Annotated in this window: 19 protein-coding genes; 11 read left to right on the forward strand and 8 right to left on the reverse strand. The window is 62.3% G+C overall.

Going from position 1 to position 25,468, the window contains the following annotated elements:
* Nucleotide 1: 1 nt before the first annotated feature.
* From Q0T48_RS15890 to Q0T48_RS15935, 10 genes are all read left to right on the forward strand, one after another.
* On the forward strand, nt 2–1,036 hold the full coding sequence (locus Q0T48_RS15890) for an ABC transporter permease subunit (RefSeq protein ID WP_295957960.1): 1,035 nt from the start codon (nt 2–4) through the stop codon (nt 1,034–1,036).
* Nucleotides 1,029–2,096, forward strand: a complete 1,068-nt coding sequence (locus Q0T48_RS15895) for an ABC transporter permease (protein ID WP_295957963.1) — start codon at nt 1,029–1,031, stop codon at nt 2,094–2,096. Before Q0T48_RS15890 ends, Q0T48_RS15895 begins: the two co-directional genes overlap by 8 nt.
* Entirely contained in the window at nt 2,093–3,670 is a 1,578-nt protein-coding gene (locus tag Q0T48_RS15900) for an ABC transporter ATP-binding protein (protein WP_295957966.1), read from the forward strand. Before Q0T48_RS15895 ends, Q0T48_RS15900 begins: the two co-directional genes overlap by 4 nt.
* Nucleotides 3,671–3,847: 177 nt before the next feature.
* On the forward strand, nt 3,848–4,438 hold the full coding sequence (rimP, locus tag Q0T48_RS15905; protein WP_295957969.1) for a ribosome maturation factor RimP: 591 nt from the start codon (nt 3,848–3,850) through the stop codon (nt 4,436–4,438).
* A 78-nt stretch (nt 4,439–4,516) separates the two neighbouring features.
* A complete protein-coding gene (nusA, locus tag Q0T48_RS15910) occupies nt 4,517–6,022 on the forward strand; it encodes a transcription termination factor NusA (RefSeq protein ID WP_295957972.1) in 1,506 nt (501 codons plus the stop codon).
* A 24-nt stretch (nt 6,023–6,046) separates the two neighbouring features.
* The gene (gene infB, locus Q0T48_RS15915) at nt 6,047–8,989 is read left to right on the forward strand and encodes a translation initiation factor IF-2 (RefSeq protein WP_295957975.1); all 2,943 of its coding nucleotides are present in this window, start codon (nt 6,047–6,049) and stop codon (nt 8,987–8,989) included.
* Nucleotides 8,989–9,360, forward strand: coding sequence for a 30S ribosome-binding factor RbfA (gene rbfA / locus Q0T48_RS15920; RefSeq protein ID WP_295957978.1), 372 nt, complete (start codon nt 8,989–8,991; stop codon nt 9,358–9,360). Before infB ends, rbfA begins: the two co-directional genes overlap by 1 nt.
* 5 nt (nt 9,361–9,365) lie before the next feature.
* Nucleotides 9,366–10,352, forward strand: a complete 987-nt coding sequence (gene truB / locus Q0T48_RS15925) for a tRNA pseudouridine(55) synthase TruB (RefSeq protein ID WP_295957981.1) — start codon at nt 9,366–9,368, stop codon at nt 10,350–10,352.
* Between the two features lie 6 nt (nt 10,353–10,358).
* On the forward strand, nt 10,359–12,182 hold the full coding sequence (gene typA / locus Q0T48_RS15930) for a translational GTPase TypA (protein WP_295957983.1): 1,824 nt from the start codon (nt 10,359–10,361) through the stop codon (nt 12,180–12,182).
* A 115-nt stretch (nt 12,183–12,297) separates the two neighbouring features.
* Nucleotides 12,298–13,191 carry a DMT family transporter gene (locus Q0T48_RS15935; protein WP_295957986.1) on the forward strand — a complete coding sequence of 298 codons (894 nt, stop codon included), beginning with the start codon at nt 12,298–12,300 and terminating at the stop codon, nt 13,189–13,191.
* On the opposite strand, the gene Q0T48_RS15940 is transcribed toward Q0T48_RS15935, so the two are convergent.
* The 6 genes from Q0T48_RS15940 to Q0T48_RS15965 all read right to left on the reverse strand — a co-directional run bounded on the left by Q0T48_RS15940 (nt 13,188) and on the right by Q0T48_RS15965 (nt 20,132).
* The gene (locus Q0T48_RS15940; protein WP_295957989.1) at nt 13,188–13,700 is read right to left on the reverse strand and encodes a hypothetical protein; all 513 of its coding nucleotides are present in this window, start codon (nt 13,698–13,700) and stop codon (nt 13,188–13,190) included. The genes Q0T48_RS15935 and Q0T48_RS15940 overlap by 4 nt on opposite strands.
* A 107-nt stretch (nt 13,701–13,807) precedes the next feature.
* Entirely contained in the window at nt 13,808–15,352 is a 1,545-nt protein-coding gene (gene malQ, locus Q0T48_RS15945; protein ID WP_295957992.1) for a 4-alpha-glucanotransferase, read from the reverse strand.
* 28 nt (nt 15,353–15,380) lie between these two features.
* Entirely contained in the window at nt 15,381–17,084 is a 1,704-nt protein-coding gene (locus tag Q0T48_RS15950) for an alpha-amylase family glycosyl hydrolase (protein ID WP_295957994.1), read from the reverse strand.
* 79 nt (nt 17,085–17,163) lie between these two features.
* Entirely contained in the window at nt 17,164–18,060 is an 897-nt protein-coding gene (locus Q0T48_RS15955) for a DMT family transporter (RefSeq protein ID WP_295957997.1), read from the reverse strand.
* A complete protein-coding gene (locus tag Q0T48_RS15960) occupies nt 18,057–18,554 on the reverse strand; it encodes a methylated-DNA--[protein]-cysteine S-methyltransferase (RefSeq protein WP_295958000.1) in 498 nt (165 codons plus the stop codon). Before Q0T48_RS15960 ends, Q0T48_RS15955 begins: the two co-directional genes overlap by 4 nt.
* 27 nt (nt 18,555–18,581) lie before the next feature.
* Nucleotides 18,582–20,132: an Ada metal-binding domain-containing protein gene (locus Q0T48_RS15965; protein ID WP_295958003.1), complete on the reverse strand. Its 1,551-nt coding sequence runs from the start codon at nt 20,130–20,132 to the stop codon at nt 18,582–18,584.
* 126 nt (nt 20,133–20,258) lie between these two features.
* Here Q0T48_RS15965 and Q0T48_RS15970 point away from each other — a divergent pair, with 126 nt between their 5' ends.
* Entirely contained in the window at nt 20,259–21,140 is an 882-nt protein-coding gene (locus Q0T48_RS15970; protein WP_295958006.1) for a Kdo hydroxylase family protein, read from the forward strand.
* Here Q0T48_RS15970 and glgX read toward each other — a convergent pair.
* Both glgX and glgB read right to left on the reverse strand, forming a co-directional pair.
* The gene (gene glgX / locus Q0T48_RS15975; RefSeq protein ID WP_295958007.1) at nt 21,137–23,296 is read right to left on the reverse strand and encodes a glycogen debranching protein GlgX; all 2,160 of its coding nucleotides are present in this window, start codon (nt 23,294–23,296) and stop codon (nt 21,137–21,139) included. The genes Q0T48_RS15970 and glgX overlap by 4 nt on opposite strands.
* Nucleotides 23,284–25,464, reverse strand: a complete 2,181-nt coding sequence (gene glgB / locus Q0T48_RS15980) for a 1,4-alpha-glucan branching protein GlgB (protein ID WP_295958010.1) — start codon at nt 25,462–25,464, stop codon at nt 23,284–23,286. The genes glgX and glgB overlap by 13 nt, the downstream gene beginning before the upstream one ends.
* Nucleotides 25,465–25,468 lie beyond the last annotated feature (4 nt).

Genomic DNA, 25,468 nt, shown 5'->3' on the forward strand with positions numbered 1-25,468 from the left:
CATGCTTGCTTACATCCTCAAACGCATTCTGCTGATGGTGCCCACGCTCTTGGGCGTGCTACTGGTGACCTTTGCCGTGGTGCAGTTCGTGCCCGGCGGGCCGGTGGAGCAGATGGTGTCGCAGCTGCAGGGCCGCGATTCGGGCGGCGAGCGGGCTGCGGCATCGGGTGCGGGCTACCGCGGGCGGCAGGGCATCGATGCCAAGCAGATCGAAGAAATCCGCCAGCTTTACGGCTTTGATAAACCTGCGCCGCAGCGTTTTTGGCAGATGCTGGGCCAGTTCGCCCGGTTCGACCTGGGCCAGAGTTTTTACCAGCACAAGGACGTGTGGCAGCTGGTGAAAGAGAAGCTGCCGGTGTCCATCAGCCTGGGGCTGTGGACCTTTTTTCTGAGCTATCTGGTTGCCGTGCCGCTGGGCATTGCCAAGGCGGTGCGCGCCGGGTCGCGGTTTGACTTTGTGACCACGCTGCTGATTCTGGTGGGCTACGCCATCCCCGGCTTTGTGCTGGGCGTGGCGCTGGTGGTGATTTTTGGCGGGCAGTTGCAGTGGTTTCCGCTGCGCGGGCTCACCTCCAGCAATTGGGACACGCTGAGCTGGGGCGCGAAGGTGGTGGACTACCTGTGGCACATCGCGCTGCCAGTCACCGCCATGGTGCTGGGCAGCTTTGCCGTGACGGCCATGCTGACCAAGAACGCGTTTCTGGAAGAAATCCGCAAGCAGTACGTGCTGACGGCCCGCGCCAAGGGTTTGAGCGAGCGGCAGGTACTGTGGAAGCACGTGCTGCGCAATGCGCTGATCCCCATCGTCACCGGCTTCCCGGCGGCCTTCATCGGCGCGTTTTTCACCGGTTCGCTGCTGATCGAAACCCTGTTTTCGCTCGACGGCCTGGGCCTGCTGAGTTATGAGAGCGTGATCCGCCGCGATTACCCGGTGGTGCTGGGCACGCTGTACCTGTTTACGCTGATCGGCCTGGTGACCAAGCTGATTTCCGACCTTTGCTATGTGTGGGTAGACCCCCGGGTTCGATTTGACTAATACCACCTCGCCCAGCCCTGGCCGCCGTGCTTGGCAGCGCTTTCAACGCAACCGCCTGGGCTACTGGAGCCTGGTGATTTTCTGTGTGCTGGTGGCCTTGAGTCTGCTGGCCGAGGTGCTGAGCAACGACCGCCCGTTGGTGCTGCGCTACCAGGGCCAAACCTATTTCCCGCTGGTGAAAGACTACGCCGAGACCACCTTTGGCGGCGATTTCCCCACGCCCGCCGACTACCTGGACCCGTTCATTCAGTCGCAGTTGGCCAAAGATGGCAATTGGGCAATCTACCCGCCCAACCCCTACGGCCCCAAGACGCTGAACTATTTCGCCCAGTTTCCTAATCCCTCGGCCCCGTCGCGCGCCAACCTGCTGGGCACGGACGACCGGGGGCGCGACCTGCTGGCGCAGCTGATTTACGGCTTTCGCGTCAGCGTGCTGTTTGCGCTGGCGTTAACGGCAGTGGGCACGGTGCTGGGCATCGTGACCGGGGCGGTGCAGGGCTTTTTTGGCGGCAAGACCGACCTGGCGTTCCAACGCTTTATCGAAATCTGGGGCTCCATGCCCGAGCTGTACCTGCTCATCATCTTCAGCGCCATCTTCGCGCCCAGCATCAGCCTGTTGCTGGTGCTATTGAGCCTGTTTGGCTGGATGGGCCTGAGCGATTACGTGCGTGCCGAGTTTCTGCGGAATAGGCAGATGGACTACGTGAAGGCCGCGCGCGCCCTGGGCGTAGGCAATGCGCAGATCATTTGGCGGCACATCCTGCCCAATAGCCTCACGCCGGTGGTGACCTTTTTGCCGTTCCGCCTGAGCGCCGCCATCCTGGCGCTGACCTCGCTGGACTTTCTGGGCCTGGGCGTGCCGCCCGGTACGCCATCGCTGGGCGAGCTGCTGAGCCAGGGCAAGGCGAATATCGACGCGTGGTGGATTTCGCTGTCCACCTTTGCGGTGCTAGCGATCACGCTGCTGCTGCTGACGTTTATGGGCGATGCATTGCGCGATGCACTTGACCCACGGAAAGTGGATCAACTCCCTGTTGATCCCCGGAAGGCGCAGGCATGAGTTTGCTGGACGTACAAGATTTGACGGTTAGCTTTGATGGCAAGCCCGTGGTGAACTGCATCAGCTTCCAGATCCAGCCTGGCGAAAAGCTGGCGCTGGTGGGCGAATCAGGATCGGGCAAAACCATCTCCGCTTTAAGCCTGCTGCGCTTGGTGGCTGATGCACAAACTACGGGCAAGGCGCTGTTTGGCGGGCAGGACTTGCTGGCGCTGTCCGAGCACACGCTGCGCGGCATCCGGGGCAAAGACATCGCCATGATCTTCCAGGAGCCGATGACGGCGCTGAACCCGCTGTTCACCATCGGCCGTCAGATCGCCGAAGTTTTTGAGCTAAAACAGGGTCTAACGCAGGCGCAATCTGCGCTAGCAGCTATTGAAATACTAGCAAGCACGGGTGTGACCGAACCGGCCCGCCGGGTCGGCAGTTACCCACACCAGCTCAGTGGTGGCCAGCGCCAGCGTGCCATGATTGCCATGGCACTGGCCTGCCGGCCGAAGCTGCTGCTGGCGGATGAGCCCACCACGGCGCTGGATGTGACGGTGCGTGGCCAGATTCTGGCGCTGCTGTCCGACCTGCAGCGGCAGTACGGCATGGCCGTGCTACTAATCACCCACGACCTGCACCTGGTGCGCCAGTTTGCCGACCGCGTGGCGGTGATGGAGCGTGGCCGTATTGTCGAAACCGGGGCTGTGGCGGGTGTGTTCCAGAACCCGCAGCACGCCTACACCCGCAAACTGATCGCCAGCAAGCCGGTGCGCGATGTCGTGCCCGAATCCTCCGCAGCGCCAATGCTGCAGGCTAAAGCGCTGCGGGTAGCCTATCCCACGGCCTTGCCGGGCATGCGGGGTTGGTTTCAAAAGTCCGAGTTTGTGGCTCTGCAAGATGCGAGCTTTGCCATCCCGCCCGGCCAGACGCTGGGCGTGGTGGGCGAGTCGGGCTCGGGCAAGTCCACCCTGGCCTTGGCCGTGCTGGGTTTGCAGGCCTACGGCGGCGCGGTACACCTCGGCGGGCAGACCTGGGGGAGGGACGCCGCAAAGAACAAAGCGCTGCGCTCCACCATCCAGGTGGTGTTCCAGGACCCGTTTTCCTCTCTGTCGCCGCGCCTGACGGTCGAAGAAATCGTGGGGGAGGGCCTGCGCGTCCACGCCCCGCAGCACAACGCCGCCGAACGCCAGCGCCAGGTCCTCCAGGCGCTGGCCGACGTGGGGATGGACGAGGGGAAGTTTCCCGGCCTGTTGCAGCGCTACCCGCATGCGTTCTCTGGCGGGCAGCGCCAGCGCCTGGCGATTGCACGGGCGCTGATCGTGCAGCCGCAGCTCTTGGTGCTGGACGAACCCACCAGTGCGCTGGACGTGACCATCCAGCAACAAGTCCTGCAATTGTTGCAAAGACTGCAACGCGAACGCGGCCTTGCCTACCTGCTAATTACCCATGACATGGATGTGATCCGCGCCATGGCGCACCAGGTGCTGGTTGTGCAAAACGGTGAAATCGTGGAATCGGGCCCGGTGGCGCAGGTGCTGGACGCACCGCAGCATCCCTACACACGAACTTTGGTCGCGGCAAGCACGTAGTCCCGTAAAAGCCCCTACAAAGCAGTGCAATAAGCCCATTTCTGGGCTAGAATAAGAGTTCACGACCAAACGGGCGGGTAATTACCGCCCGTTTTTTTTGGTCGATTGTTTTTAACAGGCTTCAAAAAGCAGACTTTTCAAGTGCTTTTGAGGTCATTGCACCTACTAATATCACACGTGGCGTTACAAGAAATCGTTGAACAAACCGTAACCGGATTCGGCTACGACCTCGTAGAGATCGACCGCTCTGCCGGTGGTTTGCTGCGCATCACGATCGACCATCCTTGGGTCGCTGGCGCACCTGAGCAGTTTATCAACGTCGAAGACTGCGAAAAAGTCACCCGCCAGCTTCAGTTTGCACTGGAAGTCGATGGCGTGGAATACAAGCGGCTGGAAGTATCTTCGCCCGGTATCGACCGCCCTTTGCGGCACAAAACAGATTTTGAGCGCTTCGTGGGTTACGTCATCGACGTAAACCTTAAGGCGGCCCTTGGCGTTGCTGCAGAAGGCAAAGTCAACGCCAACCGTAAAAAATTCCGCGGCACGCTGGAGGCCGTGGCGGCTGTCGGCACTGCCGCCCTCAGCTGGCAAATCGTCTGGAGCGATGAGCCCGAGGCCAAGCCCGGTGCACGCATCAGCAAAAAGCGTATTCCAGCGCCTTTACAGGCTATGGGTTTCACCCTGGATGAAATCCGGGATGCACGGCTGGCCCCCATCGTTAGTTTCAATGGTCGCAACACAAAAGACACGGGTGTTGCGCAAGAGTGATGGTCCGGCGTGATGGCTGCGTAAGCACAGTCCGGCGGGTTTGATTTTTTTGGTTTAAGTGTTCAGGAGATTCGTGACATGAATCGCGAAATGTTGATGTTGGTAGATGCCATTTCACGTGAGAAGAACGTGGAGCGGGATGTTGTTTTTGGCGCGGTGGAGTCGGCTTTGGCGCAGGCCACCAAAAAGCTGTACCAGGGCGAAGTGGATATCCGCGTCGCCCTCGACCGTGACAGCGGCAACTACGAAACCTTCCGCCGCTGGCTGGTGGTGCCAGACTCTGCCGGTTTGCAAAACCCCGAGGCAGAAGAGCTGGTGTCGGACGTGCGCGACGACATTCCTGACATCGAAGAAGGCGACTACATCGAGAAACCGATCGAGTCCCTGCCGATTGGCCGGATTGGGGCCATGGCCGCCAAGCAGGTCATTCTGCAAAAAATCCGCGATGCCGAGCGCGAAATGCTACTCAACGACTTCATGAGCCGTGGCGACAAGATTTTTGTCGGCACCGTTAAGCGCATGGACAAGGGCGACATCATTGTCGAAAGCGGCCGCGTCGAAGGCCGCCTGCGCCGTAGCGAGATGATCCCCAAGGAAAATCTGCGTACCGGTGACCGCGTCCGCGCCATGATCATGGAAGTGGACCTGACCCTGCGCGGCGCACCGATCATCCTGTCGCGCAGCTCGCCTGCCTACATGATCGAGTTGTTCCGCCAGGAAGTGCCCGAAATCGAACAAGGCCTGCTGGAGATCAAATCCTGCGCCCGTGACCCTGGCTCCCGCGCCAAGATCGCCGTGCTGTCACACGACAAGCGTGTCGATCCTATCGGCACCTGCGTTGGCGTGCGGGGTACCCGTGTCAACGGCGTCACCAACGAGCTGGCGGGTGAGCGCGTCGACATCGTGCTGTGGAGCGAAGATCCAGCCCAGTTCGTGATTGGTGCCTTGGCCCCGGCCAATGTGTCCTCCATCGTGGTGGACGAAGAGCGCCACGCCATGGACGTGGTGGTCGATGAAGAAAATCTGGCGATTGCGATTGGCCGCGGTGGACAAAATGTGCGCCTGGCTGCCGATCTGACCGGCTGGAAGATCAACATCATGGACGCGGCCGAATCGGCCCAGAAGCAGGCCACCGAGACCGATTCCAGCCGCAAGCTGTTCATGGAAAAGCTCGATGTCGACGAAGAAATGGCCGACATCTTGATCCACGAAGGCTTTACCAGCCTGGAAGAAATCGCCTACGTGCCGCTGCAGGAAATGTTGGAAATCGAAAGTTTCGACGAAGACACCGTGCATGAGCTGCGTTCGCGTGCCAAAGACGTGCTGCTGACCATGGAAATTGCCCTGGAAGAAGACGCCGAAGCGGCCGAACCGGTCTCGCAAGACCTGAACGACCTCGAAGGCCTGACCCCCGAACTGATCGCCAAGCTGCAAGCTGGCGGCATCCACACACGCGACGATCTGGCCGACTTGGCTGGTGATGAGCTCTCCGAAATTACCGGCCAGTCTGAGGACGAGGCCACGACCTTGATCATGAAGGCGCGCGCACATTGGTTTACCAATGACGCCGCCTCTCAAGAGTAATGGTCATGAAAGGTCACACAATACATGTCCAATACTACCGTCGCCGAGTTTGCCGTTGAACTCAAAAAATCGCCCGAAACCCTGCTGGAACAACTCCGGGGGGCGGGTGTGCCTAAAGCCGCTACGTCTGATGTCCTGAGTGAATCCGACAAGCAACGCCTGCTGGGCTTTTTGCAGGCCAGCCATGGCACCGCTACGCTGGAACGCAAGAAAATCACCCTGGTGAAAAAATCCACCAGCGAAATCAAACAAGCCGACTCCACTGGCCGTGCCCGCACCATCCAGGTGGAAGTGCGTAAAAAACGCACTTTCATCAAACGTGAAGATGGCATGGACGGTGTGATCGAAGGTTCCGCTGAATCCGAGGTCGAAGTCGACGTGTCTGCCAGCAATGGTGCGGAAGAAGCCGAATTGGCCCGCCGCGAAGAAGAAGCCCGCCGCCAAGCCGAGCTGATGCGCCGCCAGGAAGAAGAATTGATCGAAAAACGCCGTCTGCGCGAAGAGCAGGAGGCCCGCGATGCGAGCGCGCGCGCTGTGGCCGAACAAGCCGCACAGGTGGCTGAGGCTGCCGCCAAAGCCGCCGCCGCCCAGGCCGAGCAGCAAAAAGCGTCTGCCCCCACCGCATCGACACCGGCTCCCGGCCTGTCGGCTGTGGGCCAGAACATCAATGCCGCCGCCGATGCGGCGGCATTGGCCAAAGTCCAGGCACAAAACGATGCCCGCGCTAAAGTGGCTGCTGATTCCAAGGCCCGTGCCGACGAAGAAGCCGCCCGTGTGGTGGATTTGGGCGACCGTCGCCGCAAGGCCGAAGCCGAAGCCGCCGCCATCCGCTTGATGATGTCCACACCCAAAAAGGTGCTGGTTGCGCACAAGAAGGTGGAAGAACCCAAGCCCGTCGTGAAGCCGCCGGTGCTCGATGCCGCCAAGGCTGCCGCCATGAAGGGCACGCTGCACAAGCCTGCTGCAGGTGCGACACCGGCCAAACCCGCTCCTGGCGCCCCAGCGGCTCCGGGTGCTGGCAAAGAAGTCAAATCCGCCAAGCTGTCCAGCAGCTGGGCTGATCCGGCGAAGAAGAAACCTCTGCCGACCCGTGGCGACTCCAGTGGTGGCGTAGGCCGTGGCAACTGGCGCGGAGGTCCGCGTGGCCGTCGTGGCAGCAATGACCGCGACCAGCGCGACGACAACATGTCGCAAGCACCAGTGGAAGCGCGCACTTTGGAAGTGCATGTGCCTGAAACCATCACCGTGGCCGAACTCGCCCACAAGATGGCGGTCAAGGCCTCCGAGGTGATCAAGCACCTGATGAAGCTGGGTCAAATGGTTTCCATCAACCAGCCGCTGGACCAAGATACGGCCATGATTCTGGTCGAAGAAATGGGCCACAAAGCCGTTGTGGCTGCGCTGGACGATCCAGAAGCGTTTACCGCCGAAGAAGTGTTGCAGCAGGTGTCCGAATCCCTGCCGCGCGCTCCGGTGGTCACCGTCATGGGCCACGTCGACCACGGTAAAACCTCGCTGCTGGATTACATCCGTCGCGCCAAGGTCGCCTCCGGTGAAGCCGGTGGCATTACCCAGCACATTGGTGCCTACCACGTGGAAACCCCGCGCGGTATGGTGTCCTTCCTGGATACCCCGGGCCACGAAGCGTTTACCGCCATGCGTGCCCGTGGTGCCCAGGCTACCGACATCGTGATTCTGGTGGTGGCGGCCGATGACGGCGTGATGCCGCAAACCAAAGAAGCCATTAAGCACGCGAAAGCGGCGGGTGTGCCCATCGTGGTGGCGATCAACAAGATCGACAAGCCCGATTCCAACCCCGAGCGCGTCAAGAACGAGCTGGTGATCGAAGACGTGATCCCCGAAGACTTCGGTGGCAGCTCGCCTTTCGTCTCCGTGTCGGCCAAAACCGGCCAAGGCATTGATGAGTTGCTGGAACAAGTGCTGTTGCAGGCCGAAGTGCTGGAACTGAAGGCACCGGTCGATGCCATGGCCAAGGGTCTGGTGATCGAAGCGCGTCTGGACAAGGGCAAGGGCCCGGTGGCCACCGTGCTGGTGCAGTCGGGTACCTTGAAGACCGGCGACATCGTGCTGGCTGGCTCTACCTATGGCCGCGTGCGTGCCATGCTGGACGAGAACGGCAAGCCGTCCAAGTCCGCAGGTCCGTCGATCCCGGTGGAAATCCAGGGTCTGACCGAAGTGCCACAAGCGGGTGATGAATTCATGGTCTTGCCGGATGAGCGCCGGGCCCGTGAAATCGCCACCTACCGTGCCGGTAAGTTCCGCAACACCAAGCTGGCCAAGCTGCAAGCCGCCAAGCTGGAAACCATGTTCACCGACATCACGGCGGGCGAGGTCAAGATGTTGCCGATCATCGTCAAGGCCGACGTGCAGGGTTCGCAAGAGGCTTTGGCCCAGTCGCTGCTCAAGCTGTCGACCGACGAAGTCAAGGTGCAAATGGTCTACACGGCGGTCGGCGCGATTAGCGAGTCCGACATCAATTTGGCTATCGCATCCAAGGCCATCGTGATCGGTTTCAACGTGCGGGCCGATGCCGGTGCCCGCAAGCTGGCCGAGAACAATGCCGTGGACGTGAAGTACTACAACATCATTTACGACGCTGTCGATGAGTTGAAGTCCGCCATGGCCGGCATGCTAGCTCCTGAGCAGCGCGAAGAAATCATCGGTATGGCCGAGATCCGCACGGTGTTCGTGGCGTCCAAAATTGGTACGGTGGCAGGCTGTATGGTCACCACCGGCTCGGTCAATCGCAGTGCACGCTTCCGCTTGCTGCGCGAAAACATCGTCATCTACACCGGTGAAATTGATTCGCTCAAGCGCGTCAAGGACGATGTGCGCGAAGTCCGCGAAGGCTTCGAGTGCGGTATCAAGCTCAAGAACTACAACGACATCGCCGTCGGCGACCAGTTGGAATTCTTTGAGATCAAAGAAATCGCCCGTACGCTGTAATGGTCAAACGCAAGGCCGCTGCGCCGAACCGCAGCCTCAAAGTCGCCGACCAGATCCAACGGGATCTGACCGAGCTGATCGCCCGCGAGTTGAAAGACCCGCGGGTGGGCATGGTGACCATACAGGGGGTGGAAGTCACGCCCGACTACGCGCACGCCAAGGTGTTTTTCAGTGTGCTGACCGGTAACCCGGACGAATGCACCGAAGGTTTGAACCAGGCCGCAGGTTTCTTGCGCTCGGGTTTGTTCAAGCGGCTGCATATCCACACCGTGCCGACCTTGCACTTCCACTATGACCGGACCACCGAGAAAGCCTCGGACATGAACGCGCTGATTGCGCGGGCTGTCGCCTCTCGGGCCAAGGAAGACTGAACCGCATGACCGCAACGCCACGTGTACGGGTTGCCAGGCGCCCCGTGCACGGGGTGCTGCTGCTGGACAAGCCCTTGGGCCTGTCGAGCAATGACGCGCTGCAAAAAGTCAAATGGCTGCTGCGCGGCGAAAAGGCGGGCCACACCGGCACGCTTGACCCGCTAGCCACCGGTGTGCTGCCCCTGTGTTTTGGGGCCGCTACCAAGTTCAGCCAGTTGCACTTGGATGCCGATAAAACCTACTTAGCTACGGCTCGGTTGGGGCTGAAGACCAGTACCGGCGATGCCGAAGGCGATGTGATTGAGACCCGGCCTGTGGCGGTAACGCAGGCGCAGATTGATGCTGTGCTGCCGCGTTTTACCGGCCCGATCCGCCAGGTGCCGCCGATGTACAGCGCCTTGAAGCGTGACGGCAAGCCCCTGTACGAATATGCGCGGGCCGGCATTGCGATTGAGCGGCCTGCGCGGGATGTAGAGATTTTTGAACTAAAAGTGGCTCTGGCCCAGCCAGAATCTACGCAAGAAGCTATTGAAATAGTAGCAAAGTGCTCCAAAGGCACGTACATCCGTACGCTGGGTGAAGACATCGGCGAGGCCCTGGGATGTGGTGCGCATTTGACGGCTTTGCGCCGTATTGCTACGGGTGACTTTGCGATTGGCCAGTGTGTGACGCTGGCCGCATTAGAAGCCATGACCGAAGACGAGCGGCTGGCATGTTTGCTGCCGGTGGATGCGCTGCTGGCGCAACACCGCCGTGTCACGTTGGATGAACAGAATGCAGGGCGGTTCCTCAGCGGTGTGCGCCGCCGGGGTGACTGGCCCGACGATGACCGCGTTGCGGTTTACGGAGATAAGCCGCCGTCCTTGCTGGGTGTAGCCCAGGTCAAGGCCGGTGAATTGATACCAGGGCGACTGCTAAGCCCGCTGGATATTGGCCAGATTTTGGATCAGGCCCAGGCGCAAAAAGCAGAGAACCCTTTGATTCAGGAGTAGAGAACTATGAGCATTAAGCAAATTCGTAACATCGCCATCATCGCCCACGTCGATCATGGCAAGACCACCATGGTCGACCAGCTGCTGCGCCAGTCCGGCACCTTTGCCGAACACGAAAAAGTCGTGGACACCGTGATGGACAACAACGCGATTGAAAAAGAGCGTGGCATTACCATTCTGGCCAAGAACTGCGCCGTAACCTGGGAAGGCACGCACATCAACATCGTCGACACCCCCGGCCACGCCGACTTCGGCGGCGAAGTGGAGCGTGCGCTGTCGATGGTCGATGGTGTTGTGCTGTTGATCGACGCCCAAGAAGGCCCCATGCCCCAGACGCGTTTCGTGACCAAGAAGGCCTTGGCCCTGGGTCTGAAGCCGATTTTGGTGGTCAACAAAGTGGACAAGCCCGGTGCGCGCCCTGACTTTGTGGTCAACGCCGCTTTCGATCTGTTCGACAAACTCGGTGCCACCGACGAACAACTCGACTTCCCCGTGGTTTACGCATCCGGCATCAACGGCTGGTCGTCGCTGGTTGAAGGCGAGCAAGGCGAGCAGTGGGGCCCCGATATGTCGGCCCTGTTCAACACCGTGTTGCAGCATGTGCCGGCCCAAACCGGTGATCCTGAAGCGCCTTTGCAACTGCAAATTTCGGCCCTCGATTTCTCCACCTTCGTGGGTCGGATTGGTGTTGGCCGCATCAGCCAGGGCACCGTGCGCCCGATGATGGACGTGGTGGTCATGGAAGGCCCGGATGGCAAAGCCGTTAAAGGCCGCATCAACCAGGTGCTGACGTTCCAGGGTCTGGAACGCGTGCAGGCGCTAGAAGCCGGCCCCGGCGAAATCGTGCTGATCAACGGCCTGACCGACATCGGTATTGGCGTGACCATTACCGACCCGATCACGCCGATGCCCTTGCCTATGCTGAAGGTGGATGAGCCTACCCTGACGATGAACTTTTGCGTCAATACCAGCCCATTGGCCGGTCGCGAAGGCAAGTACGTCACCAGCCGCCAGATCTGGAACCGCCTGCAAAAGGAACTGCAACATAACGTGGCGTTGCGCGTCAAGGAAACCGACGAAGAAGGTATCTTTGAAGTCATGGGCCGCGGCGAACTGCACTTGACCATTCTGCTGGAAAACATGCGCCGCGAAGGCTATGAGCTGGCGGTTTCCAAGCCCCGCGTGGTGATGAAGGAAATCAACGGCGAAAAGCACGAGCCCATCGAACTGGTGACCGCCGACATCGAAGACCAGCACCAAGGCGGCGTGATGCAAGCCTTGGGCGAACGCAAAGGCGAACTCGTCAACATGGAGCCGGATGGCCGTGGCCGTGTGCGTCTGGAATACCGTATTCCTGCCCGTGGTCTGATTGGGTTCACCAACGAATTCTTGAATTTGACGCGCGGCTCCGGCCTGATCGCCAACATTTTCGACTGCTACGAGCCGCACAAGGGTGACATCGGCGGCCGCAAGAACGGCGTGCTGATCTCCATGGACGCAGGCGAAATCTTCACCTACGCCCTGGGCAAGCTGGACGACCGCGGCCGCATGTTTGTGCGCGCCAATGACCCGGTGTACGAAGGCATGATTGTGGGCATCCACAGCCGTGACAACGATCTGGTGGTCAACGCCACGCGTACCAAGCAGCTGACCAACTTCCGCGTGTCCGGCAAGGAAGACGCGATCAAGATCACGCCACCGATCGAATGCACGCTGGAGTACGGCGTTGAATTCATCGAGGACGACGAACTGGTCGAAATCACGCCCAAGTCGATCCGTCTGCGCAAGCGCCACCTGACCGAAAGCGAACGCAAGCGCGCTGGCCGCTAAACGGAATCAATCCCCAGTATTAGCTGGGTGATTGGCCCCTGAAACCCCGGACGCTTTTATAGCGTGCCGGGGTTTTTTACGCCATCTTCCACTGACTCGCCCTGACAATCGTGCTGTGAAATTATCCCATTCCCGCGCCGTGTTCATGATGGTTCTGGTCACGCTGATGTGGTCGATTGCCGGCGTAACCACGCGGCATCTGGAGTCGGCGCACAGCTTCGAAATCACCTTCTGGCGCAGCTTTTTCACCGTGCTCTCGCTGCTGGTGATCCTGCCGCTGCTGCAGGGCCGGGCGGTGTTTGCCAAGATCCGCCAGGGCGGCTCGGCGCTGTGGTTGTCGGGCGTGTGCTGGGCCGTGATGTTTACCGCCTACATGCTGGCACTGAGCCTGAGTCCCGTGGCCAATGTACTGGTCACCATGTCGATTGCGCCGCTGCTGACCGCCTTGCTGGCGCGCTTTGCCATTGGCCACCGGCTGCCGACCCGCACCTGGGTGGCGATTGCGGTGGCCGGGGCGGGCATTGTCGTCATGTACGGCACCCAGCTGAGTTCTGCCGGTGGTCCGGGCCAGCTGGTGGGCACCTTGATCGCACTGTGTGTGCCTCTGGCCAGCGCTGTGAACTGGACCGTGGTACAGCGCAGCCAAGCTCAGGGCAAAGATGTGGATTTGGTGCCTTCGGTGTTGATCGGTGCCGTGTTGTCGTCACTGGTGACCTTGCCCCTGGCCCTGCCGCTGCAGGCCACGCCGCACGACCTGGGTCTGCTGGCCATGCTGGGTTCGGTGCAGTTGGCGATTCCCTGCATTTTGTCGGTCTGGTGCGCCCGGGTGCTCAAAGCGCCCGAGGTGTCGCTGCTGCAGCTTCTCGAGGTCTTGTTTGGCATCACCCTGGCTTGGCTGGGAGCCAATGAAGCCCCGGGTATGGTGGTGCTGGTGGGCGGCACCCTGGTGCTGGGGGCGCTGGTGTCGAACGAAGCGCTAGGGTGGTGGCAGCGTAGAGCCGTTCTTTAACGCAATTCGCCGCGCTGGCTTTCTACGCCTTCCAGTTCGCGCTCTACCTCGGCCCGCATGGAGCGCACGGCGACCAGGGCTTTCTCGAAGTCGTTGACGGCTTTGTCCAGGTTTTCGGGGGTGGGGTCGCTCACGTCGCGGTGGGCGGCCACGAAGGCTTTGGCCTGGGTGGCAATGGCACCGGCCAGATCGGCTTGGCTGTCGGCCATTTCTTGTGATTTCTGCATTTCGGCTTCGCCGAAGGTGCGTGAGAACAGTGCCAGCATGCCGTAGGCACGGCTGAGCTCGTTGGCCTGCTGCTGGGCACGCGTGGCTTCTGCCAGCACGGCGCTGGCGGCGGATACGGCCGAGCGCACTTCAAATTCACGCAGCAACTGTGCCGTGGCGTGGTGGGCGGCGGTGGCGGCGCGCGCGGCACGGTGGGCAATCAACGCGGCCATGGCGGCCAGCACCATCCCCACAAAGCAAAGGGCAACCGCCACAACAGCGAAGATTTGGGTAATGGTCATAGAACACCTTGTGCAATAAATATAAGCAAAATATGCCTCTAGCGCATATTCTGCTTGCGCGGGATGCTATAAAAAATAGAGTAATCTCGCCTATTGTGCCCCAAGTGCTAGGGTTTATTTTTTCCTTCGGGATAAGCCGGCAACGGCAAGCGGTCGAACCTCGTGCGGCCGCTGGCGGCGGTGATGCGGGCCAGCTTTTCCGTCGCTTCGCCGGTCACCCAGTCCCACTTGAAACGCCAGGTCCAGCAGCCGATGGTGCCGGGGGTGTTCATGCGGTGCTTGCCGTCCAGCCCCATCACGTCCTGGAACTGGCACAGCGCGTGGTTGGCCACCGACTGGGCACAAGCGCGCAGCATGGCCCAGTGCACGTCAGAGCCATCGGTGTGCAGGTACTCGCCCGCGTAGGCGCGTTCACGGTCGGTGCAGTCGGCCCACCAGCCCACCACAGTGTCGTTGTCGTGCGTGCCGCTGTAGACCACGGTGTCGCGCGCGTAGTTGTGCGGCAGGAAGTTGTTGCCCGCGTCGTCCGAGAACGCAAACTGCAAGATCCGCATGCCCGGAAAGCCCGCCCGCAGACGCAGTGCATTCACCTCGTCGGTGATCACGCCCAGGTCTTCGGCAATGATGGGCAGCTTGCCTAAAGCGGCTTCGATGGCGGCAAACAGGTCGTAGTCGGGGCCGGGCATCCAGCGGCCCTTGACGGCGGTGGGTTCGCTGGCCGGAATCTCCCAGTAGCCTACAAAGCCGCGGAAGTGGTCGATACGCACCACGTCGGCCAGGCTGAGCTGGCGCTTCACGCGCTCGATCCACCAGCGGTAGCCGTCAGCTTTCATGGCCGACCAGTTGTAAAGCGGGTTGCCCCAGCGCTGACCGGTTTCCGAGAAGAAATCGGGCGGCACCCCGGCAATGACCAACGGGTGGCCTGCGGCATCCAGCTCGTACAGGTCGGGGCGCGACCAGCAGTCGCTGGAGTGGTGCGCGATAAAAATCGGCAGGTCGCCCACCAGATGGATATTTTTGCCGTTGGCGTAGCCCTTCAGGCGCTTCCACTGCACGTCAAATTGCCACTGCACAAAACCCCAGAAACCAATTTCATTTGCGTACTGGGTGCGGGCTGCGGCCAGGGCGGCCGGTTCGCGGCGCGACAGCGGCTTGGGCCAATCGGGCCACAGAGCAGGGGTATGGGCCTGGTCCAGCGCCATGAACAAGGTGTAGTCGCCCACCCAGCTGTGTTCGGCCTGCAACCAGGCGGCGAACGCCGCCCGGTCTTCCGGGGTGGCGCTGGCCTGAAAGCCTGCGAAGGCTTCGCGCAGCTTTTGCAGGCGCCAGGGCACGACCTGGCCGAAGCTGATGGTTTCGTCGTTGAAGGTCGTGGCCAGTGCGTCCTGGGTGATCCAGCCCTTTTCTACCAGCGGCTCAAAGGCGACCAGCAGCGGGTTGCCCGCAAAAGCTGAGCTGCCCATGTAGGGTGAATCGCCGGGACCGATGGGGCCCAGCGGCAGGGTTTGCCACAGCGACTGGCCCGCCGTTTCCAGCCAATCCACAAAGTAGAAGGCGTTCGGCCCAAAGTCGCCGCAGCCGTGCGGGCCGGGCAGGGACGTGGGGTGCAGCAGCACGCCCGAGGTGCGTTGGTTCAACAGGTCAGAAGCCATAGTGTGGGGTCCAGTCAAAGTTTAAAAATCAGGCAGCGAACCAGCTAAAGCCTTTGGGGGCCAAGGCAAGCACGCCCTGGGCCAGGTCTTGGGCTCCAAAAATGCGCTTCCAGCCCGCAGCGGCAATCGCGGCGGGCAGGGTGACGTTCACTGCGTCATTGGACAGGTTTTGTACCACCAGCACCTGCTGATCCTTGGTGCCACGCACGTAGGCCAGGATGCGGTCGTCCAGTGTGGTCAGTGGCTGGAAGTTGCCGGCGGCCAGGGCCGGATGGGCGCGGCGCACGGCCAGCATGGTGCGCACGGCATCGTGGGTGCGGGCGGGCAGGCTGGTGGCATCGGCCAGTTGCCGATCCACACTCTCCCAGTCCACGGCACCGCGCACCTTGTAGCGCGCATCCTGGTAGCCGGTCAGGGCTTCCTGGTCAGCCTGGAACTGGTTGTCGTTGGGCTTGGCAAATTCGTCGCCGTAGAAAATCACCGGCGTGCCCAGCAGGGTGAAGCTGATGCTGAAGGCCAGTTGCACCGCCGCTGCATCGCTTTTGAACAGATCGACCAGGCGCGAGGCTATGCCTTCGCCCTGGCGGAAATCCCACTCGGGCTGGTGGCAGTAGGCGGCGTGGATGGTTTTGCGCTCCTCGGGGGTGACCATCTCCAGCGTCAGCTCGTCGTGGCAGCGCAGGAACGAGAACCAGCCGCAGGCATCCGGAATGTCGGGCGTGAAGTCGGTCGAGAGCGTGTCAAAAATCGGTTTCGCCGAGTGGGTGGCCAGCGCCAGGTAGATGCGCGGCATCACCGGGAAATGGTAGGCGGCCTGGCACTCGTCGCTGTCGCCAAAATAGGTGACCACCTCAGCGGGCGGCTGGCAGGCTTCGGCCAGTAGGATGGTGCCGGGGCGCACGCTGTCCAGCACGGCGCGGAAGAACTTGACGATGGCGTGGGTGCCGGGCAGGTTCTCGCAAATCGTGCCTTCTTCCTTCCACAGGTACGGAATCGCGTCTGCGCGGAAGCCGTCCACCCCTTGCGCCACCCAGAACAGCAGCACGCGGCACATGGCCAGCAGCACCTCGGGGTTGCGGTAGTTCAGGTCGGGCTGCGAGTCGAAAAAGCGGTGGAAAAAGTAGGTGTCAGGAGCCTCGGGCAGCGGGTGCCAGTTGCTCGGCATCATGCCTTTGAAGATGATGCGGGCTTCTTTGTAGCGCTCGGTCGTGTCGCTCCAGATGAAGTAGTCACGGTACGGGTTGTCGGGGCCTTTGCGGGCTTCCTGGAACCACACGTGTTGGTCGGAGCAGTGGTTCATGGCCACGTCGAAGATCACGCGGATGTTGCGGCGGTGGGCCTCGGCCAGGAATTCGGCAAACGTGCCCTGGGCCGCGGCATCGCTGCCACCCACCAGCTCGCTGCGGATCTTGGTGTAGTCGCTGATGTCAAAGCCGGCATCGCGCATGGGCGAGTCCAGGATGGGCAGCAGCCACAGGCAGGTCACGCCCAAGTCTTGCAGGTAGGCCAGGCGATTCGTCAGGCCTTTGAAGTCTTTGTTAAAGAGGTCTACGTACAGCGAATACACCACCACTTCCTTGAACCAGGTGGCGGGTGGCGGCGGCGCGGCAATAGCTGCGGAATGGGCGGCGGCCTGCAATTCGGCAAGGAAAGTGTCCAGCTTGTCGGCGTACTGGTCTTGGTAAAGCTGCTGCCAGAGCTGGCGCATTTGGGCGGATAAGGTGCTGGTCATTGTATTTCTCCAAAGCGCTTTGAATGCGCGGCGCTGCGGATTGTACGGTCGCCATCGCAGGGCGGAATACGGGTTGCACCTAATGGCGGGAAGGCAAACGCAACAAGCCGGTGGCCAGGGCCGTGCCGCACACCACCACCAGTCCGCAGCCCAGCATCCACAGGGTCAGCGCCTCGCCCAAAAACACCGCGCCGTACAGCACGGCAAACACCGGCACCACGAAGGTCACGGTCAGCGCCTTGGCCGGGCCGATGTTGGCAATCAGCCGGAAAAAGATGATGTAGGCCAGCGCTGTGGACACCGTGCCCACCACCAGCAGCGCAGCCCAGGCGTGCAGGCTGGGCCAGTGCGCAGGCCATAGCCAGAAGGCGGGCAGGGCCAGGCCCAGGGCGGCCCCGATCTGGCTGCCGGTGGCAATCACCAGCGGCGGCACGTTGCCCAGAAAGCGCTTGGTGTAGCTGCCGGTGAGGCCGTAGCAAGCGGCGGCTAGCAGGCAGGCCAGCACCGCCCAGCCGGGCGCGATGCCGTGGCTGTCGGGCTTGAAGCTGGCTTTGTCCCAGGCCAAGAGGGCCACGCCTACAAAGCCGATCACCAGCCCCAGGCTGCGCGAGGCGTTGGGCCGGTCGCGCAGCCAGAGCCAGGCTATCAGCGTGCCAAACAGCGGCGTGGTGGCGTTCAAAATCGACGATAAACCGGTGGTGATGGACAGCAGCGCAAACGAAAACAGCGCAAACGGCACGCCCGAATTCAGCACGCCGACCAGCAGCACCGTCTTCCAGTGTTGGCGCAGGCCTGGCATCTGCCCCTGCCAGGCTGACACGGGCAGCAGGGCCAGCGCGGCAATCGCTACCCGCAACGCCGCCGTGGGCACGGCGCCCATCTCCATCGAGGCGGTGCGCATAAAGATGAACGACGCGCCCCACACGGCGGCCAGCAGCACAAAATCAAAAATCCAGGGCTTGGACGGTGATTTCAAATCAATACCCCTTCCAGTTGCAGCAGCGCGGTTTTGCGCTCCAGCCCACCGGCGTAGCCGGTGAGCGAACCGTCCATGCCCAGCACCCTGTGGCACGGCACCAGCACGCTGACGGGGTTGCGCCCCACTGCACCGGCTACTGCCCGCACCGCGCTGGGGCGGCCCAGGGACTGGCTTAAAGCACCGTAGCTGGTGGTGGCACCGCGCGGGATCTGCAGCAGCGCCTGCCACACGGCCTGCTGAAAGGGCGAACCACCCACCAGGTCCAGCGGCAGGCTGAAGGGGGTTGTGGCACCGGCAAAGTAGGCATCCATGAAAGCCGCGGTTTGCAGCAATAGCGGATGTTGGGGGGCCAAGTGCCAGGTGGCCATGTCGGGCTGGTGGCGCTGGCCGTCAAACCACAGGCCGCACAGGCCCAAGTCGGTGGCGGCGGCCAGCATGGGGCCCAGCGGGCTGGCAAAGCGGACGTAATCCGGAGTGGTGGTAAATTTCATATAAAAATGGCAGTTAGCGCAGGTAGATCATTCGTTAGTAGCTATTTTTTTAATAGCTTTGGCCGTATGGGTTTTGGCGGGCAATTCGGCCCAGGCGCGCAGCACGGCGTAGCTACGCCAAGGTTTCCAGGCCTGGGATGCCGCCTCGGCCGCCAGGCTGGCCAGGCGCACATTCGGGGCATCCTGCACGCCCAGGGCTTTGTGCAGGGCTACGTCACCGGCCGGAAACGCATCCGGCCAGCGCAGGGCGCGCATGGCGATGTACTGAGCCGTCCAGTCGCCGATGCCGGGCAGGGCTTTGAGGGTGTCGATGGTGCTGTGCACCGGTACACCGCCGTGCAGGGCGAGCTGGCCGCTGTCCACGGCGCGGGCCAAGGCCAGGATGGCGTTTTGCCGCTGTTTGACAATGCCCAGTTGGCCCAGCGCGTCGCCCGATAGCTGCGCCAGCACGGCGGCGCTGGGGAACAGCCGGGTCAGCTCCGGGATGGGCGTGGCGATGGGCGCGCCAAAGGCATCCACCAGCCGCTGCGCCAGGGTGCGGGCCGCGGCCACGGTGATCTGCTGGCCCAGCACGGCGCGCACCGCCAGCTCAAAGCCGTCCAGCGTACCGGGCACGCGCAGACCTTCACACTCCGGGAAGCGGTGCTGCAGCACGCGGTGGATGGCTTGGGGGTCGGCATCCAGGTCCAGCCAGGCGCGCACGCGGCGTATCAACAGCGGCAGTACGCCGTGCAGGCTGTCGGCCACGTGCAGCAGCACCTGGTGCCGCTCGGGTGCGAACTCGGCGCGCAGCCAGCCCGTATGGGTGACTTCCGCTATTTTTATAGAAAAAGTGCGGCTAGCGCATGTTCCATCTACGCTAGTAGCTATTAATTCAATAGCATTTACTTGGCGCTGGGCCAGAAATGCACCCATGGCCGCCACATCAAAAGGCGGGCGGTAGCCGAGCTTGATGGCCAGGCCCTGCACGCGGGCTAAAGCCGAGCCACTGCGGCGCAATTGCGAGGGATTGAGCCCGTAGCGTTCCACAAACACGGTGTTGAAGCGCCGCACGCTGGCAAAGCCGCTGACCAGCGCGATCTGCGCCACCGGCAGTTGGGTGTCGGCCAGCAGTTGCTTGGCGGTGAGCAGGCGGCGGGTTTGCAGGTACTGCAGCGGTGAGACGCTGAAGTGGGTTTCAAAAATACGCCGCAGATGCCGGTCACTGACGCCCAGGCGGGCCGCCAGCGCGGGCAGGGCGCTGCCACCCTCGTCGCTCCAGGCTTCGGGCTCGTCCAGCATGCGCGCAGCCTGGTGGGCCAGGATGCTGGTGGCGTCCTGCATTGACCAGGCCAGCGCGTGCGGTGCCAGCTCGGGGCGGCAGCGCAGGCAGGGCCGGAAGCCCGCGCTCTCGGCCTGCGCCGGGTGGCCAAAGAAGCGGCAGTTCTCGCGCTTGGGGGTTTTGACGGCGCAGACCGGGCGGCAGTAGATACCGGTGGAGGTCACGCCAGTGAAGAAACTGCCGTCAAACCGGGCATCGCGGGTCTGCAGGGCCAGGTAGCAGGCTGCGTCATCGGTGCTCAGATCAGTCGGTGTCATGGCTGGATAGTACGCGAGGCCTGCGGGGGAACTAGCCGTTTTCGGACCTGTGCACAGTACTGCTGGCTTTGCTGTTTTTCATATGCCATTACCAAGGGCTGCACGGTTCTCGGGGAAAATCAAGGCATGTCATATCAAATCATGGAAGTCACGGGGTCTGATTGGGAGGGCCGCCAGCCGGTCGAAGCACTGACCGACACCCTGGAAAACGGCGGCGTGCTGTATTTTCCGGCGCTGGCATTTACGCTGTCGCCAGACGAATTGCCGCTGCTGCGCCCCGACGTGCGGGCCCCCAAATCGCGCAATATTAGCCAGCCTGCGCACGGTGTCGTCAAGGGGGCCGTAGGCTCACCAGAGGAAATGGCCGCCCTGAGCGGCATGATGCAGCGCTTTCGCCGCCAGGCGGTGCAGTTGGTGCACGGCCTGTTTCCGCGCTATAGCTCCCATTTGCGGCTGGAGCCCACCAGCTACCGCCCGACCGAGGTGGCCACGCGCACCCAGTCGTGGCGGGCCGACGACAAGCGCCTGCACGTAGATGCGTTTCCGTCGCGGCCGAACCGGGGCGAGCGGATTTTGCGGGTGTTCAGCAATGTCAACCCGCATCAGAAGCCCAGGGTGTGGCGTGTGGGCGAACCGTTCGAGGCCATGGCCCAGCAGTTTTTGCCCCTGATTCCTGGGTACCGGGCCTGGGAGGCGCACGTGCTGCACGCCCTGGGCGTCACCAAGTCACTGCGCAGCGAGTACGACCACATGATGCTGCAGCTGCACGACCACCTCAAGCGCGACGCGAACTACCAGAAGAACGCGCCGCAAACCGTGGCCGAGTTTGCCGCAGGCAGCACCTGGGTGTGTTTCTCGGACCAGACCTTGCACGCAGTGCACGGCGGCCAGTACATGATGGAGCAGACGTTTTTTATGCCACCCCAGCACCAGTACCGGCCTGATCAAAGCCCGCTGGGAATCTTGACCCGTCTAGCCGGGCACCCTTTGCAGGGCGCACGGCTTTAAATCGACAAACCTGCGCCCTTGGCGGCCAGCAGGATCAGGCTGTTGGCGGGCAGCGGGAAGATGTCTTTGCCCTTGCCCGACCAGCTACCCAGGCCGCGCGGATGGGTGGTGTCCAGCACCACTTGCCAGCTTCCGGCAGGCAGTTGGAAGGGGTCCACGGTGTTGCCTGCGTTGACCAGCAATAACAACGGGGCCTTGGCTTTGCCAGGTTTGCCGATTAGGCAGCCCAGCACCCGGTGCTGCGGGTCTCGCCAGGCATCGCCTTCCAGGGGCACGCCGCTGCCGCGCAGCCACGACAGATCGGGCAAGCCCAGCACGTCGGCCACGCCGCTGTACCAGTGGTTGGCAAAAGGCAGGGCCTGGTGGCGCAAGGCAATGACGCGTCGGGTGAACGCGATGAGATCTTCGTCGGCGGCGGCCCAATCGATCCAGGTGGTGGGGTTGTCCTGGCAATACGGGTTGTTGTTGCCGCCTTGTGTATGGCCCAATTCGTCCCCAGCGCATATCAGCGGTGTGCCTTGCGCTAGTAAAGTAGTAGCAAGCAGGGCGCGTTGCAGGTTGCCGCGCAAGCTGGTGACGAGCGGGTCGTCGCTGAGGCCTTCGGCACCGCAGTTGAAATTGAGGTTGTGGCCGTGGCCGTCGCGGTTGTCTTCCAGGTTGGCCAGGTTGTGGCGTTCGTTGTAGCTGACGAGATCGCGCAGGGTAAAGCCGTCGTGCGAGACCACGTAGTTCACCGACTCGGCCGGGGCGCGCTGGCGCGGTTGGTACATGTCGCTGGAGCCGCACAGGCGCTGGGCCATGTCGGCACGGGTGTTGTCGGCCACCGGCGCACCGGAGGCGGCAGCGGTTTGTATCCAGAAGCCGCGCATGCTGTCGCGGAAATGGTCGTTCCACTCTTGCCAGCCGCGGGGGAAGTTGCCGGTCTGGTAGCCGCCGGGGCCGATATCCCAGGGCTCGGCGACCATCTTCACGCGCGACAGCACCGGGTCTTGGGCCACGGCGGTGAAGAAGGCGCTTTGGCGGTCAAAACCTGTGTCGGTGCGGCCCAGCACCGGGGCCAGGTCGAAACGGAAGCCGTCCACGTGCATCTCACTGACCCAGTAGCGCAGGCTATCCAGCACCATTTGCAGCACCCGTGGCTGGCGTACGTCGATGGTGTTGCCGCAGCCGGAATAGTTTTCGTAGTAGGCCGGGGCTTCGGGCGGTAGGCGGTAATAGCTGGCGTTGTCCAGGCCACGGAAACTGATGGTGGGGCCGCCGTCACCGGCTTCGGCTGTGTGGTTGTAAACCACGTCCAGCAACACTTCTAGCCCGGCGGCGTGCAGGGCTTTGACCATGGTGCGGAATTCGTCGCGGGGCGACATACCGTCCACACCGCTGGCCAGCCGCGGGTCCACGCTGAAAAAACCCAGCGTGTTGTAACCCCAGTAGTTGCTCAGGCCCATGCCACTCAAGCGCTCTTCGCTGAGCGAATACTGCACTGGCAGCAGGTTGACGGCGGTAATGCCGAGCTGTTTCAGGTGGTTGACCGAGGCGGGGTGCGCCAACCCGGCAAAGCTGCCACGCAGGGCGGGTGGGATGTTTTCGTTCAGCTTGGAGAAGCCTTTGACGTGGCATTCGTAGAACACAGAATCCGCCAGCGGCACACGCGGGGCCTTGTCGCCCGCCCAGTCAAACTGGTCGAAGGTGACGCGGGCCTTGAGTGCCAGCGCGGCGTTGTCTCGGGTGTCCATGTGGCGCGGGTGCAGCCGGTCGCCTGCAAAATGCTCGTCGCGCCATTCAAAGTGCCCCACGATGTCGCGGGCGTAGGGGTCGAGCAGCAGTTTGGATGCATCAAAACGGTGCCCCCGGTCAGGCCGCCAGGGGCCATGGGCCCGCAAACCGTACACCAAACCGGGCTGGGCACCCGGCAGGTAGCCGTGCCATACGTCGCTGGTGTGGGCGGGCAGCCGGAACCGGGAGACCTCGTGCTGGCCGCTGGGGTCGAAGATGCACACGTCCATGGCCTGGGCATGGGCGGAAAACACCGCGAAGTTGATGCCGGTGCCGTCAAAGCTGGCACCCATCGGCCAGGGCTGGCCGGCTTGCACTTCGGGCAGGGCGGGGCGGCCGGGGAGGACCGCGGTAGGGGCAGGGGCAGTTGTCAGACTTTCCATTCAAGCATCACTGTGGCCAGGGGAGGCAGGTTGAGTACAACGGAATACGGTTTACCGTGCATGGATACAGCTTCAGCAGAAGCCGTGCCAAGTGGTGTACCGACGTTGCTGCCGCCGTAGTGCGCCGAGTCGGTATTGAGCTTTTCGTAGTATGTACCCGCTTGCGGTACTCCGAGCCGGTAGCCATTCCAGACGTTGGGTGTGAAGTTGCATACCACCACGATGAAGCTGCTGTCGTCCATGCCCCGGCGGATGAAGCTGATGACCGAGCGCTCGGCATCGTTGTGCTCAATCCACTCAAACCCGGCGGGGTCAAAGTCTTGCTGGTACAGCGCCGGGGTGCTGCGGTAGAGCTGGTTCAGGTCGCGTACCAGTTGCTGCATGCCGGCGTGCGGGGCCTGGTCCAGCAGGTGCCAGTCCAGGCTTTGCTCGAAGTTCCATTCGCGGTCTTGGGCAAATTCGCAGCCCATGAACAGCAGTTTTTTGCCGGGGTGGCCAAACATATAGCCCATGAAGGCGCGCAGGTTGGCAAATTGCTGCCAGCGGTCGCCGGGCATCTTGTTCAGCAGCGAGCCCTTGCCGTGCACCACTTCGTCGTGCGAAATCGGCAGCACGAAGTTCTCGGTAAACGCATACACCAGGCTGAAGCTGATTTCGCCCTGGTGGTGCTTGCGGTAGATCGGGTCGCGCTCCATGTAGGCCAGGGTGTCGTGCATCCAGCCCATGTTCCATTTGTAGTGGAAACCCAGGCCACCGGCGTAGGTAGGGCGCGATACGCTGGGGAAGGCGGTGGACTCTTCGGCCAGGGTGATGGCTTGCGGGCGTTCACCACCGACCACTTCGTTCATGCGCTTCAAGAAGGCGATGGTCTCTAAATTTTCGCGGCCACCGTGCACGTTGGGAATCCATTCCCCGGCCTTGCGGCTGTAGTCGCGGTACAGCATGGAGGCCACGGCATCCACACGCAGGCCGTCTACGCCAAAGCGCTCCAGCCAGTACAGGCCATTGCCCACCAGGAAGTTGCTGACCTCGGTGCGACCCAGGTTGTAGATCAGGGTGTTCCAGTCGTTGTGGAAGCCTTCGCGCGGGTCGGCGTACTCGTACAGGTGCGTGCCGTCAAAGTTGCCCAAACCGTGCGCGTCGGTGGGGAAGTGGGCGGGCACCCAGTCCAGAATCAAACCGAGTCCTTCGGCGTGGCAGCGGGCCACAAAGCGCGCAAAGCCTGCCGGGTCGCCAAAGCGGGCGGTGGGCGCGTACATGCCCACGGGCTGGTAGCCCCAGGAGCCGTCAAACGGGTGCTCGCTGATGGGCATCAGCTCCAGGTGGGTGAAACCCATGTCGCGGGAATAGGGCACCAGGGTATCGGCCAGTTCGTCCCAGTCCAGCCAGCGGTTGCCGTCATCGGTATTGCGCCGCCACGAGCCCAGATGCACCTCGTAAATACTGATGGGCGCATCTAGCGCATTGGCTTGCTTGCGCGCGGTCGATGGCGGTACAAACGGCGGTAGGTTGGCCACCACACTGGCCGTGGCCGGGCGCAATTCGGCCTGCAGGGCGTAGGGGTCGGAGCGGGCGGGCAGCACCTCGCCACTCTGGGTACGGATCTCGTATTTGTATTTGGCCCCCACTTGCACGCCGGGCAGAAACAATTCCCACACGCCGCATTCGCGACGCAGGCGCATGGGGTGGCAGCGGCCATCCCAGAAGTTGAAGTCGCCCACCACGCTGACGCGGCTGGCATTGGGGGCCCACACGGCGAACCGGGTACCTGCCACGCCTTCCATGACGGTAGGCTGTGCGCCCAGCACCTCGTACGGGCGCAGATGCGTGCCCTCGCCCATCAACCACACGTCCATTTCTCCCAATACCGTGGGGAAACGGTAGGGGTCGTCGATGGTGCCGCTGTGGCCATCGGCCCAGACCACCCGCAGGCGGTAGGCAGCGCCCGGGGCCAGTGTGATTTCGCCCTCAAAAAAACCGGCTTCGTCTTGCAGGGCCAGTGGCCCCAGCACCATGCCCTTGGCCGACTCCACCACCACGCTTTGCGCGCCAGGAAGGAAGCAGCGTACCGACGTGGGGCCAGTGGCCAGAGCGTGCGGGCCAAGTACCGCAAAAGGGTCTCCGTGGCGTGCGCCACAAATCATCTCAACATCATGGGCGTGCAACATAAGA

The organism is Rhodoferax sp., from assembly GCF_025354435.1.
Lineage (GTDB): Bacteria > Pseudomonadota > Gammaproteobacteria > Burkholderiales > Burkholderiaceae_C > Rhodoferax_B.

What these genes read in the sequence shown, in the direction of transcription:
- malQ (WP_295957992.1), bottom strand. Translation starts at nt 15,352, where the DNA reads ATGGCTTCTGACCTGTTGAACCAACGCACCTCGGGCGTGCTGCTGCAC.
- Q0T48_RS15960 (WP_295958000.1), bottom strand. Translation starts at nt 18,554, where the DNA reads ATGAAATTTACCACCACTCCGGATTACGTCCGCTTTGCCAGCCCGCTG.
- glgX (WP_295958007.1), bottom strand. Translation starts at nt 23,296, where the DNA reads ATGGAAAGTCTGACAACTGCCCCTGCCCCTACCGCGGTCCTCCCCGGC.
- Q0T48_RS15970 (WP_295958006.1), top strand. Translation starts at nt 20,259, where the DNA reads ATGTCATATCAAATCATGGAAGTCACGGGGTCTGATTGGGAGGGCCGC.
- Q0T48_RS15900 (WP_295957966.1), top strand. Translation starts at nt 2,093, where the DNA reads ATGAGTTTGCTGGACGTACAAGATTTGACGGTTAGCTTTGATGGCAAG.
- infB (WP_295957975.1), top strand. Translation starts at nt 6,047, where the DNA reads ATGTCCAATACTACCGTCGCCGAGTTTGCCGTTGAACTCAAAAAATCG.
- rbfA (WP_295957978.1), top strand. Translation starts at nt 8,989, where the DNA reads ATGGTCAAACGCAAGGCCGCTGCGCCGAACCGCAGCCTCAAAGTCGCC.
- Q0T48_RS15890 (WP_295957960.1), top strand. Translation starts at nt 2, where the DNA reads ATGCTTGCTTACATCCTCAAACGCATTCTGCTGATGGTGCCCACGCTC.
- nusA (WP_295957972.1), top strand. Translation starts at nt 4,517, where the DNA reads ATGAATCGCGAAATGTTGATGTTGGTAGATGCCATTTCACGTGAGAAG.
- typA (WP_295957983.1), top strand. Translation starts at nt 10,359, where the DNA reads ATGAGCATTAAGCAAATTCGTAACATCGCCATCATCGCCCACGTCGAT.
- Q0T48_RS15940 (WP_295957989.1), bottom strand. Translation starts at nt 13,700, where the DNA reads ATGACCATTACCCAAATCTTCGCTGTTGTGGCGGTTGCCCTTTGCTTT.
- glgB (WP_295958010.1), bottom strand. Translation starts at nt 25,464, where the DNA reads ATGTTGCACGCCCATGATGTTGAGATGATTTGTGGCGCACGCCACGGA.
- truB (WP_295957981.1), top strand. Translation starts at nt 9,366, where the DNA reads ATGACCGCAACGCCACGTGTACGGGTTGCCAGGCGCCCCGTGCACGGG.
- Q0T48_RS15965 (WP_295958003.1), bottom strand. Translation starts at nt 20,132, where the DNA reads ATGACACCGACTGATCTGAGCACCGATGACGCAGCCTGCTACCTGGCC.
- Q0T48_RS15950 (WP_295957994.1), bottom strand. Translation starts at nt 17,084, where the DNA reads ATGACCAGCACCTTATCCGCCCAAATGCGCCAGCTCTGGCAGCAGCTT.